Raw genomic sequence first — 16,123 nt, forward strand, 5'->3', positions numbered from 1 at the left:
CACAAAAGAAAAGCCAGGCATTGCCTGGCTTAATCTTTAGCGCGGAATGCTGATTACTGTAGCCAACCCTCTACTTTCTCAGCACCGTACTGCTCCTTCCAAGCCTTCAGCACTTTGTGGTTGCCGCCCTTGGTTTCCACTACCTCACCGGTTTCCGGGTTCTTGTACACCTTGGCCTGACGTTGACGGCGCTGGCCGCGTGCAGACACCGAGGTCGCCACGCTCGGACGGGTTTGCGGATCCAGAAGAGCAATGATGCTTTTCAAGCTGAAGCCATACTCAGCCATCAGGTCGCGAAGCTTCTGCTCGAACTCGATTTCGCGCTTCAGCGCACCATCATTTTTCAGCTCGTCGAGTTGCTTCAGCTGAGCAGCCAGTTGAGCTTCAAGCGCTTTGAATTCAGCAAGTTTGGACATGGATTAACCTTTGTTCAGGAGGGTGGGGAGCCTGCGCAACTGTACTGCGTGCCCCTCACGGACGAAAGCACCGGGCTGCATGACTCGCAGCTTCAGGTCTGAGATGAGCCATTACTGTCGGACATAGCTCTTCTTCCCTGCCGGGGTCAGGCAGTAGACACCGCCCCGGGGCCCCGTGCAAAAAGTGGCGGTACCGCAGAGGCAGTCACCGCTGCTGTCGAGCATCCGCTGTGGACGCGCCTGGGATGACGTAGCGCCCGTGCCCATGTAGGCAGCGCAGCTCTTCTTTGAACCACTGATGGATCCGTCATTGCACAGGAACAAGTCGCCATCGCAACCGGCGATCCCGCCTTTACTGCCAGAGCACGGCGTATTGGCCGCCATCGCGCTATGAGGGAGCGCACCCAATGCTGCCGATACGACCACGAATAGTCGGAATATCCAGGTTTTGTAGAGGTGCATTGTTCAGGCTCTCTGATTCAACAGGCTCACAATGGGTCACCGACCAGAACTGCATGGCCCTGGTCAGCTTCACAGCCTGCAGAGGGCGACCAGCGCAAGTCCGCCGACTTGTCCTGCAGGTGAATGACCAGATGCCGGTCTAGACACTGCTCCATGGCCCGCGCGGCAATCGCTTCCAATCTGGTCTCATCCCAGCGAGTGACTTGATAGTGAAATGCCTGGGCTTCCAGATCTTCACCCGCATCGTGATGCAGGATCGTGGCGAAGGCTTCACTGCAGGTGCCACGTTCACGATTGCAACGCACCTCGACCGCGTTGACGCCATGAGCCTGGTAGCCCTCCACCGTCTTCCAGCCGCCCCAAAGTACAAGTTCCCCCTGCTGTTCCTTCAGGAGCAACGGCGGGATCGTAGTGTTTTCAAGAGGTGATGGCTGGACCAGCCACAACACGGCATAACTGGTGCCCAAGGCTGAAGCGAGGGCAATGAGCAGGTATTTGAAGTAACGGTGCATACAGAGTCCCTTCTGAGTGCGGCCATCCAAGCCAGTACCGAGACACTAGTGCAGCGACGAGATTAAAGCCAGGCTCTCTGCCATTGCTGACGCCGACCTCGCCCCGTTGGCGGCTCACGATTCCAATAAATCTCACTCCTACATCACCGCCATGACATCCCCACTCTGGAGCTTCATTCCATGTCATTGCAGTGCCCTAGCTGTCATTCCCCCAAAGTCGCCTCCTTCCATCACGCAATGAAAGTCGGCGCCGCCATCGGCACCGTGGGCGGTGCGGCGCGCGGCGTCAGCGCTGCACTGGCTGGTGGTCAGGCCGGCGCAGCGCTCGGTACCTTTGCTGGACCTGTCGGCATCACGCTCGGTTCGGTATCAGGCGCGATCCTCGGCGGTCTGGTCGGTGGCGCTGGCGGTTGCACCCTGGGGGCTCAGCTTGGCGACAAGCTGGATCGTCACGTCCTGGCTCACAACCTCTGCTTGCTCTGCGGTCACCGCTTCAACCTGCCGGCCTGACCGGCGCCCTCCTCTCTCATTTCATTCGTCCGGTCGGTGCTGCGTCTCGCGCAGTGCTTTATGCCGGCTTGCCCCCACAGGAATCACTCTCATGGCACATCTCGTCGAAACCATGGCCTACGCTGGCGCTACTCCCTGGCACGGCCTGGGCAATCAGCTCACACAGAAACAACCCATTGAAGTCTGGCAGCGAGAGGCCGGTATGAACTGGCAGATCCAGGAAAGTCCCGTGCATTTCAAGTCGGATGCCGTCGGCCACCTAGGCGCCATCCACTCCTTTCCTGAGCAGAAGGTACTGTTCCGCTCCGACACCAAGGCGCCACTGTCGGTGGTCTCCAATCGCTATCACACCGTACAGCCTCGCGAGGTGCTGGAGTTCTACCGCGATCTCACCGAGGTCTCCGGCTACGAGTTGGAAACCGCTGGTGTGCTCAAGGGTGGCCGCAAGTTCTGGGCGCTGGCGCGTACCGGGCAAGGGGCCGCGCTCAAGGGCAATGATCAGGTGAATGGCTATTTGCTGCTGGCCACCTCCTGCGACGGCACTTTGGCCACCACGGCAACGCCGACCACGGTACGGGTGGTGTGCAACAACACCCTGACCATCGCCCTGGATGGCACCAGCCGCGCGATCAAAGTGCCGCACAACACTCGCTTCGATCCGAAGGCGGTGAAGAAGCAGCTCGGCATCGCCGTCTCGCAATGGGACGACTTCATGTACCGCATGCGCGCGCTGGCCGAGCGCAAAGTGCAGTGGCATGAGGCACTGGGCTTCTTCATGAACGTGCTGTGCGAAACCAATCCGACCGGTGCTCTGCCCGAGCAACTGCCTAACGAGCGCGCTCTGCGCAAGGTTCAGGAGCTGTACGAAGGCCGTGGCCGCGGTAGCCAGCTGGACTCGGCACGCGGCACCGCCTGGGGCCTACTCAACTCCGTGACCGAGTACGTCGATCACGAGCGCCGGGCGCGCAGCAACGAGTACCGCATGGACTCGGCCTGGTTCGGCCAGGGCGCGCAGATCAAACAACGCGCCCTGGATGCGGCTCTGCGCCTCGCTGCTTAACCCTTTCCACACATCCACCCTCGCGCCCGGTCAGCCTTGTGCTGATCGGGCGTTTTTATGTCTGCAGGTGAACAGCATGAAAGCAACGTCATTGAACGGCAGCACCAGCAAGAACCGCCCTGCCCTGCGCCTAATTAGCACCAAGGAGCTGCCGCGCGAGGACTGGCTGCAGATACGAAAACAAGGCATCGGCAGTTCGGATGCGGCGGCGGCAGTCGGCCTGAATCCCTACAAGTCGCAGCTGGAGCTGTGGTTGGAGAAAACCGGCCGTGATGCCGGCATGCCCAAGGTCGATCCTCAGGATGAGGAAAGCCCGATGTACTGGGGCAACGTCCTGGAGCCCATCGTGGCCTGGCACTACAGCAAGCGCACCAAGAATAAGGTCCGCCGCATCAACGCCGTGCTGCAGCACCCGGACCCGGAGCTGCCCTGGATGCTCGCCAACATCGACCGCGAGGTGATCGGGGCCGACGATGTGCAGATCCTCGAATGCAAGACCGCCGGCATAAACGGCGCACGCCTGTGGAAGGAAGGCGTGCCCGAGTATGTGCAACTGCAGGTGATGCACCAGCTTGCCGTCACCGGTAAGCAGGCTGCGGATGTGGCGGTACTGCTCGGTGGACAGACGCTGGAGATCCACCGTATCGAACGGGATGAGCAGATGATCACTCGCCTGATCGAGCTGGAGCGCAAGTTCTGGCACTACGTCGAAACAGATACGCCACCGCCAGCCGATGGCACAGCATCAGCTGACGCGGCCCTGCGCTGTCTCTACCCCGAGGACAACGGCCAGGTGGCTGATTTCAGCAGTCATGCGGGGCTGACTGCCGTCTACATCGAACTGAAGGCACTGCGTCAGTCGATGGCCGACAAGGAAAAGCGTGAGGCCGAGCTCAAGCAGATGCTGCAACAGGCCATGGGAGATGCCAGCCGCGCGGAGTTTTCCAATGGCTACGTCAGTTGGCGCAAGGCCAAGGACAGCATCGGCCTCGATGTCGCTCAAATGCTCCAGGACAAGCCTTACCTGCAAGCCAAGTACCCGCTACTGAAACCCGGTGCACGGCGTTTCCTGGTCGGCTGACTCCATCCCTTATCAACCATTTCCCCTTTGGCCAGCCCATGCAGTTCGCGCTGCGTGGCTGGCCTTTTTTCATTTCCAGGAGAGTCACCATGCTCAAAGGTCTGGCTATCACCCCGCCGGTACTCGGGCGGATTTCCATCGGTAAGGTCATTGAGAAGAACGGTAAGCGCCTGCCGGAGAAAGATGACCAGTTCACCATCACATCCCAGGTGCAAGGCAAAGACGGCTGGCTGTTGCACCCGCTCAATGAGGACCTGCGCAAAGGCCAGGAAGACAAGCTGCGCAGCATTCCGGTGCGCCTGCTGTTCAACGAGCCGGAGCTGAATTTCCGCGCCGACTACACGCTGTTCGATCGGCAGTCCGGGCGGCCCATCTGCGTGGGCAATGGTGAGACCTGCAAGCGGATCACCCAGGACGGTATGCAGTCACTGCCCTGTCCCTCACCGGATGCCTGCCCTCTGGCCAAGGGCGGCGCCTGCAAGCCCTATGGCCGGCTGAATGTGGTCATTGGTGATGAGGATCCGCTGGGCAGCTTCGTATTTCGCACCACCGGCTTCAACAGCATCCGCACCTTGGCGGCTCGCTTGCACTACTTCCAGGCCATCTCCGGTAACCGTCTGGCGTGTCTGCCGCTGGAGCTGCGTCTGCGCGGCAAGTCGACTCGGCAGAGTCATGGCACACCGATCTTCTATGCAGACCTCACAGTGCGTAGTGGCATGGATATGGCCGAAGCGCTCCAGGTGGCAAATGAGCTTGATGCTCAGCGCCAAGCGGCGAGGTTCGATCAAGTGGCCTTGGATGAAGCGGCACGCCGTGGGTTCAGCAACGGGGCATTCGAGGATAGCGAGGAAGACGCGGGCGCCATCGTCGAGGAGTTCTATAGCGCCTTACCTGGTTGCACTACCCCCGAACCAGATGGGACGCCAACAGGAATGACGTTGGCCGAGAAACTCGACAAGCAGGCCGCGGCTTCTGCTACCCCGACAGGCTAGGGCTATAGGGCAGTTCTACAGATCTGCATCCAGCAGCAGGTCAGACGGCTTGCACTGCAGAGCCCTCGCGATGCGCGCGATATTCAGGAAGGTCACGTTGCGCTCCCCTCGCTCGATCTTGCCCATATGGGATCGATCAATCTCAGCTGCATCTGCAAGGGACTCCTGCGAGAGCCCTTGCAGGTTACGACGTGCACGCACTGCCTGTCCTAGGCGAACAAGGCTGAGGTCTTTGTCGTGGGTCGCGGAGATTCTTGGCATGCCGTGAATCGTTCCGATATGCTGCCAAAACGACCACGGCATTTACGACCCATTCAAATTCAGCAGCGAAGGGAATCCCCATGAGAACAATTCAGTTCGAAGACCTGGCCACATCCACCCTGACCCAATTGGTCAGCCGCAAGGAGTCCTTCGAGGTCATTGGCTTGCGCGGAAACTTCATGGCCAGCGTACGGACCATTGAGAAGAAGATCGAAGCTCAGGGCCTGAAGTGCAGAGTCTCGAGCGACATGAAGGGCACGATGGCGCAGGCCGGAGCAGTCGGAGTCCTTGCCGGGGCTATCTCACTCGGCACGTTACCGCTTGTGGCACTGACTGCTGCCGGTATCGCAGCGCACAAGCTTGCCACCTACGACCCGGATTACGAGATCGTGAAGGACTACGTGAACATGAAAATCACCGCCAAATACGCGAAGTAACCCCCCATCAGAAAGGAATCTGCTCAATGAGAACCACACTACTAGCAACAGCCCTGTTGCTCGCCAGCGCAGCCGCGCATGCTGGTTATGCCCTTAATGAGACCGTCCGTCCTTGTGACGAACACACCTACAACCCCAGTGGCCTGGCCGACATCCACGATTGCCGCATCCCCGGCACCCAACGCTTCATCAACCGCAAAGTACGGGAGCCGGAAACCGGGCGGATCATGGTGGAGCGCGCGCACGGTTATGCCACCATCAAGTGCGACGAGTCGAACACCTGTGCCATCTACGGCACTCCGGGTTTTGATGGTGAGTACATTGGCGACGCCCCCACCGGTTACTACCAGGTGACCTATGGCTGGTACATCGGTACCGATGCCTCGGGTAAAGCTGTCGCCTACCGCGTCGGTACTGGTCCGCAGCACGGTGCTCCGCCGTATAACCCGTTGCTCGCCGAAGAAGACCCGGAAGCCCCCTACTCCGACCCAGATGAAACTCCGGTGGCCCCTGGCTCACACCTGTTTGACGAATAACTCCATCCTGCAAGGAATTACCTATGCGCATCTATGCAATGCTGCTGGCTAGTGCTGTGCTGGCCGGCTGTGGTTCGGGCGAGCCAACCGTTGAGGTACACATCGCGCCCAGCGGTATGTACCCCAACCAATACAAAATCACGGTGGCCGCAATCACCGATCAGGTGACCATCACAGGACTGACGGTGAACCGAGGAAACTGCAAGCCCGGGGGAAATAACATGCCCAAGCAGCTGGGCTTCGGCCAAACCATTGACGCCTACGCCTCCAACTGCAACATCAAAGAGGTTGAAGTGGCTACGGATGATGGGGCTTACGCATTCACTTTCGAGTGAAACGAAATAAGGCAGCGCTTAGCTGCCTTATTTTTTTGACCATTCGCTACACACCCGACGTCGCACCCGCAACTGCAGACTGTAGGCGCTGCCAGCCTGAACGCCGTGCGGCGTCTAACCTGCCCCCAAAAACCGAAAAGGCCTGAATGAATCGCAAACAATAACCGCAACTGTGTCATCTCGGCGGCTAGATAGCTGAAGGCGCCCTGTTGATTGTGGCCATTATGATTCTAGCTAGCCCTGAAAGTAGCCTCCATGAGCTGAACAGTACCTGCGCTACGCAAAAAACTGATGCGCTCAGAGCTAATCGGGAGTGTCCGCTCAGGCTCATACCGCGAGAAATCACAAGACATTCGACTCTGGGGTGTTCAGCAGTGTATCGACGATCTCACCCTTTCCAAATGATAATGCTTATCCGTATTATTGCCACATCTCGAAAGCATACGGATATGTAGCGTGTTCACCCTCGATCAGCTGTCTTTTTCACTGACCCAGCGCCCACTGCTGCATCCTCTTTCGCTGAGCCTCAGCGAAGGTTCCATGGTCGGTCTGATCGGCCATAACGGTTCAGGCAAGTCCACCCTGATCAAGCTGCTGGCGCGGCAGAACGCGCCCAGCGCAGGCCAACTGCTGTTGCGCGACAAACCCGTGGAGCACTGGGCGGATCGAGCCTTCGCCCGCGAGGTGGCCTACCTGCCACAGCAACTGCCTGAGGCCGAGGGCCTGACGGCGCGCGAACTGGTGGGTTTTGGACGCTATCCCTGGCACGGACTGCTGGGACGCTTCAGCGACGAGGATCATCGTCAGGTTGAGCAGGCCCTGTTGCTGACCGACACCCTGCAGTATGCCGACCGCCTGGTCGACAGCCTCTCAGGCGGCGAGCGCCAGCGTGTCTGGCTGGCCATGCTGCTGGCGCAAAACAGCCGCTTCCTGCTACTCGACGAACCGACCTCCGCACTGGATATCGCACATCAGGTGGAGGTGCTAGCGCTGGTCCGCCGACTGTGCACCGAACTGGGTCTGGGCGTGGTGGTGGTGCTGCATGACGTGAATATGGCCAGCCGCTACTGCGATCGGCTGATCGCACTGGGCAGTGGACGCCTGCTGTTCGATGGCAGCCCCGATGAGCTAATGTGCGAAGAGCGCCTGGAAGCTATTTATGGGGTGCCCATGCGCGTGCTGCAGCATCCGCAGGGCGAGCAGCGCATTGCGGTGGTGGCCTGATGCGCGCGCTGCTTGGCGTGATCCTGAGTTGCTGCCTGGGCCTGGCACAGGCAGCAGCGCCCACGCGTATCGCCGTAATCGACTGGGGCCTGACCGAGACCCTGCTGGGTCTGGGCGTGGCGCCCCTGGCCGTGGCCCAGACCAGCGGTTACCGGCGCTGGGTGGTCGAACCCGCGCTGCCCGATACCACCGTTGACCTAGGGCTGCGCGTCGAACCCAACCTGGAGCTGCTGGCTCGCCTCAAGCCCGAACTGATCCTGATCACCCCCCAATTCGAGGCCAGCCGCGCGCAACTAGAACGGATCGCGCCGGTCAAGAGCCTGGCCATCTACAGCGAAGAACAGGAGGCCTACCTGGGTGCCCAACGGGTAACCCGCGAGCTGGGTCAACTGCTACAGCGCGAGGGTCAGGCAGAGACGCTGATCGCGCGGGTCGACCAGGCATTGCTGCATGTTGCTACCCGCCTGGCGACTCGCCCACAGGCGCCGGTCTTCGTGATGACTTTTCTCGACGCTCGCCATGTTCGCCTGTTCGGGCGCAGCAGCATCTATCAGGGTGTGCTCGACAGAGTTGGGCTTCGCAACGCCTGGCAAGGCCATACCAACTACTGGGGCTTCACCCAGCAGGGCATCGACCGACTGGCGGCCGAGCCTGAGGCTCGCCTGCTCTATCTTGAGCCGCTACCGCCGGGCGTCGAGCGCAACCTAGCTGCCAGTGCGCTGTGGCAACAACTACCGGCCGTTCGGGATGGCAGGCTGACGCCGCTGCCACCGGTGTGGAGCTTCAACGGTCTGCTGGCCGCAGAACGCTTTGCCATGCTGCTCGACCAGCACCTGGGAGGTGTCCATGAATGAAGCGCGCCTGCCGTTGTCCGGCAATCTGGCCACTACACCGTCGCGTCGATCGTCGCCGGCCTCGCTGACCCTAGGCCTGCTGATGCTCGCCGGGTTGCTTGCCCTCATCCTGCTGGCTCAGCGGTTGCCGCCGGCCCTATGGATGCAGGCCGCCTGGCAACCGGCCGCCGATGACATGCCGCAGTTGGTGTTCCACTTCAGCCTGCTGCCGCGCCTGCTGATGGCACTGCTGTGCGGCGCCATCCTAGCGCTGGCCGGAACCCTGATGCAGCAGGTACTGCGCAATCCGCTGGCCTCGCCAACCACCCTTGGTGTGGCAAGCGGAGCCCAATTGGGACTACTGGTGGCGACCCTCTGGGCGCCCTGGCTGCTGGACCTGGGGCGAGAATGGGTAGCACTGGTCGGAGGAGCACTGGCCACGGCGCTGGTTTTCGCCCTCGCCTGGCGACGGGGCCTGGCGCCACTCACCCTGATACTTGCCGGTCTGGTGGTCACGCTGTATCTCTCCGCGCTCAACACCAGCCTGATGCTGATCCAGCAGCAGGACATGAATGCGGTGTTCATCTGGGGCTCGGGCTCGCTGAGCCAGAACAGTTGGCAGGGCCTGCAGTTCCTGCTGCCGCGCCTGGCAGTGGTGCTGCTCCTGCTGGCACCACTACTGCGCCCGCTGGCGCTGCTGGAGCTGGATGACAACGGAGCGCGCAGCCTGGGCGTACCGCTGCGCAGCCTGCGGCTGATCACCTTGGCGCTGGCCGTCTATCTGGCTGCTGCTGTGGTGAGCACAGTGGGGGTGATCGGTTTCATCGGCCTGGCGGCTCCTGCCCTAGTGCGGCTGCTCGGCGCGCGGCGCTTCAACCAGCGCCTGCTGTGGTCACCGCTGCTAGGCGCAGGACTGTTGAGCTGCACCGACCTGGGCATCCAGCTGCTGGCCGGCCCCCTGGCCGAACTGCTGCCGACCGGAGCGGCGACCGCCCTGCTCGGTGCGCCTCTGCTACTTTGGCTGCTGCCCCGCCTGAACCTGCCTGCCGGCCAGCCGGCGGCACGTAGCCAGGTACTGGCGCCCCGTCGTGATCGACCTCTGCCCCTGCTGCTAGCGCTGTTCGCGGCGTTTCTGGTCGCCACCGGCCTGGCACTGGCCATCGGCCAGGGCGTCGACGGTTGGGACTGGCGCGTCAGTGATGCACAGCTATTCGACTGGCGCTGGCCACGCGTCATGGCTGCTGCTGCTGCAGGTTGCATGCTGGCGCTGGCGGGCTGCCTGATCCAGCGGCTGACCGGCAACCCCATGGCCAGCCCTGAAGTGCTGGGCATCAGTGCCGGTGCGGCCATGGGGCTGATCGCCCTGCTCTTTCTGCTACCGGTTTCGACCCTAGCGCTGCAGCTGGGGCTCGGCGGACTGGGGGCCGGCCTGACGCTATTGCTGATCGTAGCGATAAGTCACCGCTCAGGCTTCGCCCCCGAGCGCGTCTTGCTGATTGGTATCAGCATCACCGCCCTGTTCGACGCCCTGCAGGTGATTCTGCTGGCCGGTGGCGATCCTCGTGGCCAGAACCTGTTGAGCTGGATGTCGGGCTCGACCTACTTCGTCGGCCCCGGCCAGGCATTGGGTGTCGGTTTCTGCTCGATCGTACTGTTGCTCGCGGCGCTGCCGCTATGTCGCTGGCTGGAGCTGTTGCCGCTGGGCGATGGTAGCAGCCGCAGCCTGGGCGTCCCACTGGTGCGTAGCCGCATGCTGCTGCTCGGACTGGCGGCCCTGCTGACCGCCGGTGCAACACTGGTGATAGGCCCACTCAGCTTTATAGGCCTGCTGGCACCGCATCTGGCGCGTTTGCTCGGCCTGGTGCGGGCCCGCAGCCAGTTACTGGGGGCGGCATTGCTGGGGGCGCTGGTGATGGTGCTAGCCGACTGGCTGGGACGCAATCTGCTGTTTCCGGCGCAACTGCCGGCAGGCCTGCTGGCATCGCTAGTGGGTGGCGCCTACTTCATGCTCTGCCTGCGCAGACACTGAGCCAGACGGGCTCAGTCCGGCGCGCCGCTGGCCTCGACAGGCGGCGCATCGAGCAAGGAGCAGTTGTCGCACATCGTCATGCCCAGCTCGTTGCGGATGCAACACTGCCGGCGTTGCCGCCAGGGCGCACAGCCTTCGCCCTGGGGCACATAGCGGATGGGGTCGAACAATGGATTGCGCGCGCCATCGGGCCGCAACCGCGCCTCCAGCACCTGTAAGCCCGGCGCCAACATCGGCTTGGGAAAGGGCAAGCCACCCAGCGTCGCCATGAACCATTCGAAGTAGTTGCCGGCATTGCTCCAAAGCACCCGCGCGGCGATCTTGCGATGCGCGCGCAATCCCTCAATGAAGGGCAACAGATTAGCGTCCAGCAGGTCACCGAAGCGCTCGAAGCCATCCTGGGGTGGGCAGTTCCAACGCTCGCCGCCATGCGGGAGCTTGAAGGCCTCGGGCAGGCCGTCAGCGCCGACCACCACCTGGATCTCGTCGAAATCCAGCGGCAGCCGCCAGTTGAGGATCAATCCTGCCGCCAGCACCGGCGGTATCAGCCGCAGGAAATAGTACTTGGACCAGAGCGACAGCAGCGCTCGCCGGTCACCCTCGGCATGTTCCGGAGCGAAGCGCAGCATCTGCTGCTCCAGACGTTCAGGGCTGACGAACTCTCGCCCGGACAAGGCCGGGCGCGGGTCGTCGAGCAGAGTCAGTACCTCGCGATACTGCGCGAAGGGCCCCTGAAACAGGGGGGCCAGGGCGGGGATCATGTCCCCTCCAGGATCAGGCACATGCGCTGGCTGGCTCCGTCTGGCGTTTACGCGAGCGCAGCAGCGAGTCCACCACCTCCTGGGAGCGGACGGCCAGCACGGACAACAGGGTGTCGCTCAGGCCGTGACTGTCCTCGCAGCAGCCCTGAAGATAGATGCCTGCCTGCAACTGCTCACTGCCACGCACGCGGTAGTCGCGCTCGACACCGCCCAGCAGATAGGGCGCCAGACCCGACAGCAAGTGACGATAACCGTCACGGCGGTAGCCGGTAGCCAGCACCAGGGCATCGAACAGGTGACGCTCTTCTCCGCCCGGCCCCTTCAGGGTCAACACAAGCTGCTCGCCGCTGGCATCCACCGCGATGATCTCGCGCTGGTTGAGCAGGCTGTGCGGTGCCTGGCCGGTAACCTGCTGCTGGTAGAAGCGCTGATAAATGCTTTCGATCAGGTCAAGATTAACCACCGAATAGTTGGTCTGGCTGTGGGCCGCGAGAAAGGCTCGGCGGGCTTGTTCCGACTGTTCGAAGACCACGTCGGTGAAGCCCGGGTCAAAGATTTCATTGATGAAGGGGCTGTCATCGGCCGGACGCATGGCCAGGCTGCGCATGATCATCGATACCCGCGCGTCGGCATAACGGGCGCACAGGTCGGTGAAGATTTCCGCAGCGCTCTGTCCCGAGCCAATAACGCCCAGTCGCGGCTCGGCGCAGACGGGAGAGCAGGCCTGCTCGATGCGCGCCAGGTACGCCGAGGAGTGCACCACGCGCGGATCATCTCGCAGCTCGCGGAACAGTTCCGGCACCAGCGCTTCGCCGCCGGGGCTGACGATCAGATTGCGCGTAATCCGCGTCCGCACCCGACCGTCGGCCTGGCGCGAGAGGATACGCAGTTTGCGTACATCGCCTGTCTCCAGCACCGGCTCGACGCCAATCACTTCCTCGCCGTAGTGCACGCGCTCGGCGAAGTGTCCGGCGGCCCAGCCCAGGTAGTCGTTGTACTCAAGTCGGGAGGGCGTGAAGGTGCTGACGTTGATGAAGGCCTCCAGGCGGCGTTTCTGGTGCAGATAGTTGATGAAGGTGTAGCGGCTGGCCGGGTTGCGCAGTGTCGCCAGATCCTTGAGGAAGGAAATCTGCATGCGACTGTCGCTCAGCAGCATGCCGCCGTGCCACTCGAAGGTCGGCTTCTTCTCGAGGAAGCAGTAACGCAACCCCTGCTCGCGAACGCGGCGATCCTCCTCAAGTGCAACGGCGATGGCAAGATTGGCTGGGCCAAATCCCAGTCCGATTACATCGTATTCTAGCGTTTCAATGCTCATGTCAGGCTCCGATCATCCTAGCGGTGGCTCGTGATAAATGGGGCGACAGCCCCCTGCCCAACCTCATCAGTGGCGGCCGCGTTGCGCACGGCTCTGTTGTCTTCATGCCAGGCGACTGCATTCGAAGAACACTTCGCGGCTCTGCACCATCAGCGCTGCGCGCTTGTGCGGGAAATCGAATTCCTTGGCCTTGTGGTAACCCTGTGCCTGCATGTAACCGATCATCCGCGCGTTGTCCGCACGGGGTTCGGCAACCACGCGCTGGGTGCGTGGGTCCTCGAGGAACAGGTAGTGGGTCAGCGCGCTCAACCAGCTGGCCACCTTATGCGGGCCACGATGGTTTTCCTCGCCGACCAACATGTGGATGCCACGATCGTAGTCGCCCACTTCATAGAAGGGCGCAATGCGGTCTTCCTTGGCCCAATAGACCTCGTAGTAAGCGAACGGCTCGTCGTCGAAGCAACCGATCAGGGTCAGCACACGTGGGTCACAGGCCAGCTCCTCGAGGTAACGACGATGCTTGGTCAAATCGCCCTCCTCCTGCCAGAACGCCGCCACACGGGCACTGTTCTGCCAGCGATTGAAGCGCTCCAGGTCTGCGTCGATATCCAGGGTACGCAGGGATATCCAGGCGCCCAGCGTGGCATCGAAACGCCGGTAGACCTCGCCCACCGGCTTGGGTGCGCGGCGCGGGTGACGGCGGCCCGTCGGATGCATGACCATTAGTTGCGGGTAGCAGGCACTGCCGGCAGTGCGCAGGAAAGGGCCTGGCAGCTGCCAGAACAACGATCGTTCGATGCGCAGCTCGCTGCCCTCGCCCACCAGCAGACCGCTGGCGAGCAGGGCCGGGGCGACTGTATCCAGCTTCAGGCGCACGACTTGCTGCAGCGGGTCGCTGGCAAAATACCAGTAGGCGAGAGCCCATAAGGCCTCGGCTTGCTCCTCGACAGCCAGTTCCAGTGGCACCAGCCGTCCATCCTGGCGCCGGGCGCGCAACAGCGCGCGTTCGTCCAGATGCAGGGCCAGGCTGACACCATCGTCACGACCGACCAACCGCTGCCCCGAGGGCAGCGGCAGCAGCTTCAGCGAATCAGAACTCATAGCTGACACTGGCGATGACATTGCGGCGGTTGCCGTACCAGCAGTAGTAGTCGCAGGCGGTGATGTATTCCTTGTCGGTGACGTTGTTGGCGTTCACCTGCAGGGTTACGTCCTGCAGCTGGTAGCTGACCATGGCGTCGAGCAGGGTGTAGGACGGCACCTCCAGGGTCTCGGTGTTGTCGCCGTAGCTGGAGCTGGTGTGGCGCGCACCGGCGCCGATGGCGAGCCCATCGAGTGTGCCGCGGAACTGGTAGTGCGCCCAGAGCGAGGCCATTTCGTCGGCGACGTTGGCCGGGGTCTTGCCTTCCTCGGCCGGGCGGGTGCTCTTGGTGGTTTCCGGGTCCAGCAGGGTGTAGCTGGCCAGCAGGCTGAGCTGTTCGGTCAGGTTGGCCTGGGCCTCCAGTTCCAGACCGCGGCTGCGGACTTCGCCGAGCTGGGTCTGGATGCCGTCGGGCAGGGTCTTGCGCACGTTTTCCTGGGTCAGTTCGAACAGCGCGGCGTTGAAGCTGGCGTCCAGGCCGATGGGCTGGTACTTCAGGCCCAGCTCGTACTGGTCGCCTTCCTCCGGCTCGAAGGGTTTGCCGGTGCTGCTGTTGAGCGCGGTCACCGGCTGGAAGAACTGCGAGTAACTGGCATAGGGCGTCAGGCCGTTGTCCAGCACATAGGCCACGCCGCTGCTCCAGGTGACCTGCTGATCATTGACGTCGTAGTCCACGCCAGTGGTGCGGTTGTCGAAGTCGGTGCGCGTCTCGTCATAACGACCGCCCAGCAGCAGTACCCAGTTATCCACCTTGTACTGGTTCTGCAGGTAGTAACCAAACTGGTCGGCGCGGGTGTCCTTGTCCTGCACTGCGAAGTCGCCGATCGGCGCACCATAGGTGCTGGGCTTTCCCAGGAAGGTCAGGGTCGAACGCTTGGGGTTGTAGATGTCCAGCGCCGGGATCGCGCCGGTGAAGGTGCTCGGGTCGCGCGCCGGGCTCTGCGCGTCGATGTTCAGCAACTGGTAGTCGAAGCCCAGCAGCAGGTTGTTTTCCCAGTCGTCGCCGAACCAGCTGCCCAGCAGACGGTTGTCGGTGGACAGGCTGTCGGCCTGGCCATCGTCGTAGGTCAGGCCACGCGCCAGCAGGCGCTTGTTCGGGTCCAGCACGGGGATGTATTCGTTGACGAAGCCCAGGCTGTACAGCTGGCGCACCTCCAGGTCCATGTGGCCGTAGCGCAGGTTCTGCTGGAAGTCCCAGGTGTCGTTCAGGCGATGGTTCAACTCATAGCCCAGGGTGAGCTGGGTGCGCTCGAATTTCTCATAACCCGGATCACCCACGGCGGTATCGGTGTCGATGTCGCCATTGGGATTGCCGGCGATGGTGCCGCTGGAAGGCAGGAACTGCAGTTGTGGATCGGAGTTGTCCTTCTGGTAGCTGGCCAGCAGGGTCAGCGAGGTGTCCTCGTTGAAGTTGAGGGTCATCGAGGGCGCCAGCAGCAGTCGCTCGGCATTCACGTCATCGACCTGGGTGCCGGTATCGCGGGACAGGCCGACCACGCGGTAGAGCACATTGCCTTCACTATCGAGCTGGCCGCCGACATCGAAGTTCAGCTGCTTGCGATCGAAACTGCCATATTGCAGGCCTATCTCGTTCTTGCCCTCGGCAGTTGGCCGCTTGCTCTGCAGGTTGATCAGGCCGCCCGGCGGGGTCTGGCCGTAAAGCACGGAGGCGGCGCCCTTGAGCACTTCGATGCGTTCGAGCATGTAGGGGTCGATCTGCCAGCTGTAGAAGCCGCTGGAGAAGACTCGTGCGCCGTCCATGAACAGGCCGTTGTTGGCCTGCTTGAAGCCGCGCACGATGAACCAGTCCTGCTTGTTGTCCTCGCCGAAGTAGCCGGCCTGGATGCCCGGGGTGTACTGCAGTGCCTGGCTGATGCTCTGCACGTTGCGGTCTTCGAGCTGCTGCTCGGTCACCACCGACACCGAACGCGGTGTCTCATTCAGCGGGGTGTTGATTTTGGTGGCGCTGCGGCTGTTCTTCGCCACGTAGCCTTCGTCCTCGCCGACCGGGCTGTCCAGCTCGCTGCTGATCTTGATGCTTTCCAGCTCGAGTGCCTCCTCGGCCTGCAGCGGCAGGCTGGTTGCGCCCAGCGCAATCGCCAGCGCCAGGGGCAGGCGGGCATGGGCAAAGGGGATGAGACGGTCAGAACGACGGTGCATAGCTAAACTCCACAACTCGAATTAGAGGCATTCTCATTCGCGAGACACCTTAAAGACG

General features: G+C 62.2%; 18 protein-coding genes. 10 read left to right on the plus strand and 8 right to left on the minus strand.

The window, feature by feature from the left end; translation table 11 throughout:
* Positions 1-53 precede the first annotated feature (53 nt).
* From HNP49_RS12660 to HNP49_RS12665, 3 genes are all read right to left on the minus strand, one after another.
* Positions 54-416 (minus strand): histone-like nucleoid-structuring protein, MvaT/MvaU family, encoded by a 363-nt coding sequence (locus HNP49_RS12660; RefSeq protein ID WP_184683756.1) that lies wholly within the window; start codon positions 414-416, stop codon positions 54-56.
* Between the two features lie 111 nt (positions 417-527).
* Positions 528-800 (minus strand): hypothetical protein, encoded by a 273-nt coding sequence (locus HNP49_RS18675; RefSeq protein WP_260407185.1) that lies wholly within the window; start codon positions 798-800, stop codon positions 528-530.
* Positions 801-904: 104 nt separating this feature from the next.
* Positions 905-1,390, minus strand: a complete 486-nt coding sequence (locus HNP49_RS12665; protein WP_260407164.1) for a hypothetical protein — start codon at positions 1,388-1,390, stop codon at positions 905-907.
* A gap of 180 nt (positions 1,391-1,570) precedes the next feature.
* On the opposite strand from HNP49_RS12665, the gene HNP49_RS12670 reads away from it, so the two are divergent.
* The 4 genes from HNP49_RS12670 (at position 1,571) to HNP49_RS12685 (ending at position 5,033) form a co-directional block, all read left to right on the plus strand.
* Entirely contained in the window at positions 1,571-1,900 is a 330-nt protein-coding gene (locus HNP49_RS12670) for a hypothetical protein (RefSeq protein WP_184683758.1), read from the plus strand.
* A gap of 91 nt (positions 1,901-1,991) precedes the next feature.
* Positions 1,992-2,960, plus strand: coding sequence for a DUF932 domain-containing protein (locus tag HNP49_RS12675; protein ID WP_184683760.1), 969 nt, complete (start codon positions 1,992-1,994; stop codon positions 2,958-2,960).
* A gap of 76 nt (positions 2,961-3,036) precedes the next feature.
* Positions 3,037-4,041, plus strand: a complete 1,005-nt coding sequence (locus HNP49_RS12680; RefSeq protein ID WP_184683763.1) for a YqaJ viral recombinase family protein — start codon at positions 3,037-3,039, stop codon at positions 4,039-4,041.
* A gap of 89 nt (positions 4,042-4,130) precedes the next feature.
* Positions 4,131-5,033: a hydrolase or metal-binding protein gene (locus tag HNP49_RS12685; protein ID WP_184683765.1), complete on the plus strand. Its 903-nt coding sequence runs from the start codon at positions 4,131-4,133 to the stop codon at positions 5,031-5,033.
* A gap of 15 nt (positions 5,034-5,048) precedes the next feature.
* Here HNP49_RS12685 and HNP49_RS12690 read toward each other — a convergent pair whose 3' ends face one another.
* The gene (locus HNP49_RS12690) at positions 5,049-5,294 is read right to left on the minus strand and encodes a helix-turn-helix domain-containing protein (protein WP_184684120.1); all 246 of its coding nucleotides are present in this window, start codon (positions 5,292-5,294) and stop codon (positions 5,049-5,051) included.
* An 80-nt stretch (positions 5,295-5,374) separates the two neighbouring features.
* Here HNP49_RS12690 and HNP49_RS12695 point away from each other — a divergent pair, with 80 nt between their 5' ends.
* The 6 genes from HNP49_RS12695 to fhuB all read left to right on the plus strand — a co-directional run bounded on the left by HNP49_RS12695 (position 5,375) and on the right by fhuB (position 10,688).
* Positions 5,375-5,731 carry a hypothetical protein gene (locus HNP49_RS12695; protein ID WP_184683766.1) on the plus strand — a complete coding sequence of 119 codons (357 nt, stop codon included), beginning with the start codon at positions 5,375-5,377 and terminating at the stop codon, positions 5,729-5,731.
* A 26-nt stretch (positions 5,732-5,757) separates the two neighbouring features.
* Positions 5,758-6,267, plus strand: coding sequence for a hypothetical protein (locus HNP49_RS12700; RefSeq protein ID WP_184683768.1), 510 nt, complete (start codon positions 5,758-5,760; stop codon positions 6,265-6,267).
* 23 nt (positions 6,268-6,290) lie between these two features.
* Positions 6,291-6,602 carry a hypothetical protein gene (locus tag HNP49_RS12705; RefSeq protein ID WP_184683769.1) on the plus strand — a complete coding sequence of 104 codons (312 nt, stop codon included), beginning with the start codon at positions 6,291-6,293 and terminating at the stop codon, positions 6,600-6,602.
* A gap of 456 nt (positions 6,603-7,058) precedes the next feature.
* Complete coding sequence (locus HNP49_RS12710; RefSeq protein WP_184683771.1) at positions 7,059-7,826, plus strand: ATP-binding cassette domain-containing protein; 768 nt, start codon at positions 7,059-7,061, stop codon at positions 7,824-7,826.
* The gene (locus HNP49_RS12715; RefSeq protein ID WP_184683773.1) at positions 7,826-8,680 is read left to right on the plus strand and encodes an ABC transporter substrate-binding protein; all 855 of its coding nucleotides are present in this window, start codon (positions 7,826-7,828) and stop codon (positions 8,678-8,680) included. The genes HNP49_RS12710 and HNP49_RS12715 overlap by 1 nt, the downstream gene beginning before the upstream one ends.
* Entirely contained in the window at positions 8,673-10,688 is a 2,016-nt protein-coding gene (gene fhuB, locus HNP49_RS12720; RefSeq protein ID WP_184683774.1) for a Fe(3+)-hydroxamate ABC transporter permease FhuB, read from the plus strand. Before HNP49_RS12715 ends, fhuB begins: the two co-directional genes overlap by 8 nt.
* Before the next feature lie 11 nt (positions 10,689-10,699).
* Here fhuB and fhuF read toward each other — a convergent pair whose 3' ends face one another.
* From fhuF to HNP49_RS12740, 4 genes are all read right to left on the minus strand, one after another.
* On the minus strand, positions 10,700-11,449 hold the full coding sequence (fhuF, locus tag HNP49_RS12725) for a siderophore-iron reductase FhuF (protein ID WP_184683776.1): 750 nt from the start codon (positions 11,447-11,449) through the stop codon (positions 10,700-10,702).
* 13 nt (positions 11,450-11,462) lie between these two features.
* The gene (locus tag HNP49_RS12730) at positions 11,463-12,764 is read right to left on the minus strand and encodes a lysine N(6)-hydroxylase/L-ornithine N(5)-oxygenase family protein (RefSeq protein ID WP_184683777.1); all 1,302 of its coding nucleotides are present in this window, start codon (positions 12,762-12,764) and stop codon (positions 11,463-11,465) included.
* 102 nt (positions 12,765-12,866) lie between these two features.
* Positions 12,867-13,865 carry a GNAT family N-acetyltransferase gene (locus tag HNP49_RS12735; protein ID WP_184683779.1) on the minus strand — a complete coding sequence of 333 codons (999 nt, stop codon included), beginning with the start codon at positions 13,863-13,865 and terminating at the stop codon, positions 12,867-12,869.
* Positions 13,855-16,065: a TonB-dependent siderophore receptor gene (locus HNP49_RS12740; RefSeq protein ID WP_184683780.1), complete on the minus strand. Its 2,211-nt coding sequence runs from the start codon at positions 16,063-16,065 to the stop codon at positions 13,855-13,857. The genes HNP49_RS12735 and HNP49_RS12740 overlap by 11 nt, the downstream gene beginning before the upstream one ends.
* Between the last annotated feature and the right edge of the window lie 58 nt (positions 16,066-16,123).

It is taken from the genome of Pseudomonas fluvialis, from assembly GCF_014207935.1.
Classification (GTDB): domain Bacteria; phylum Pseudomonadota; class Gammaproteobacteria; order Pseudomonadales; family Pseudomonadaceae; genus Aquipseudomonas; species Aquipseudomonas fluvialis_A.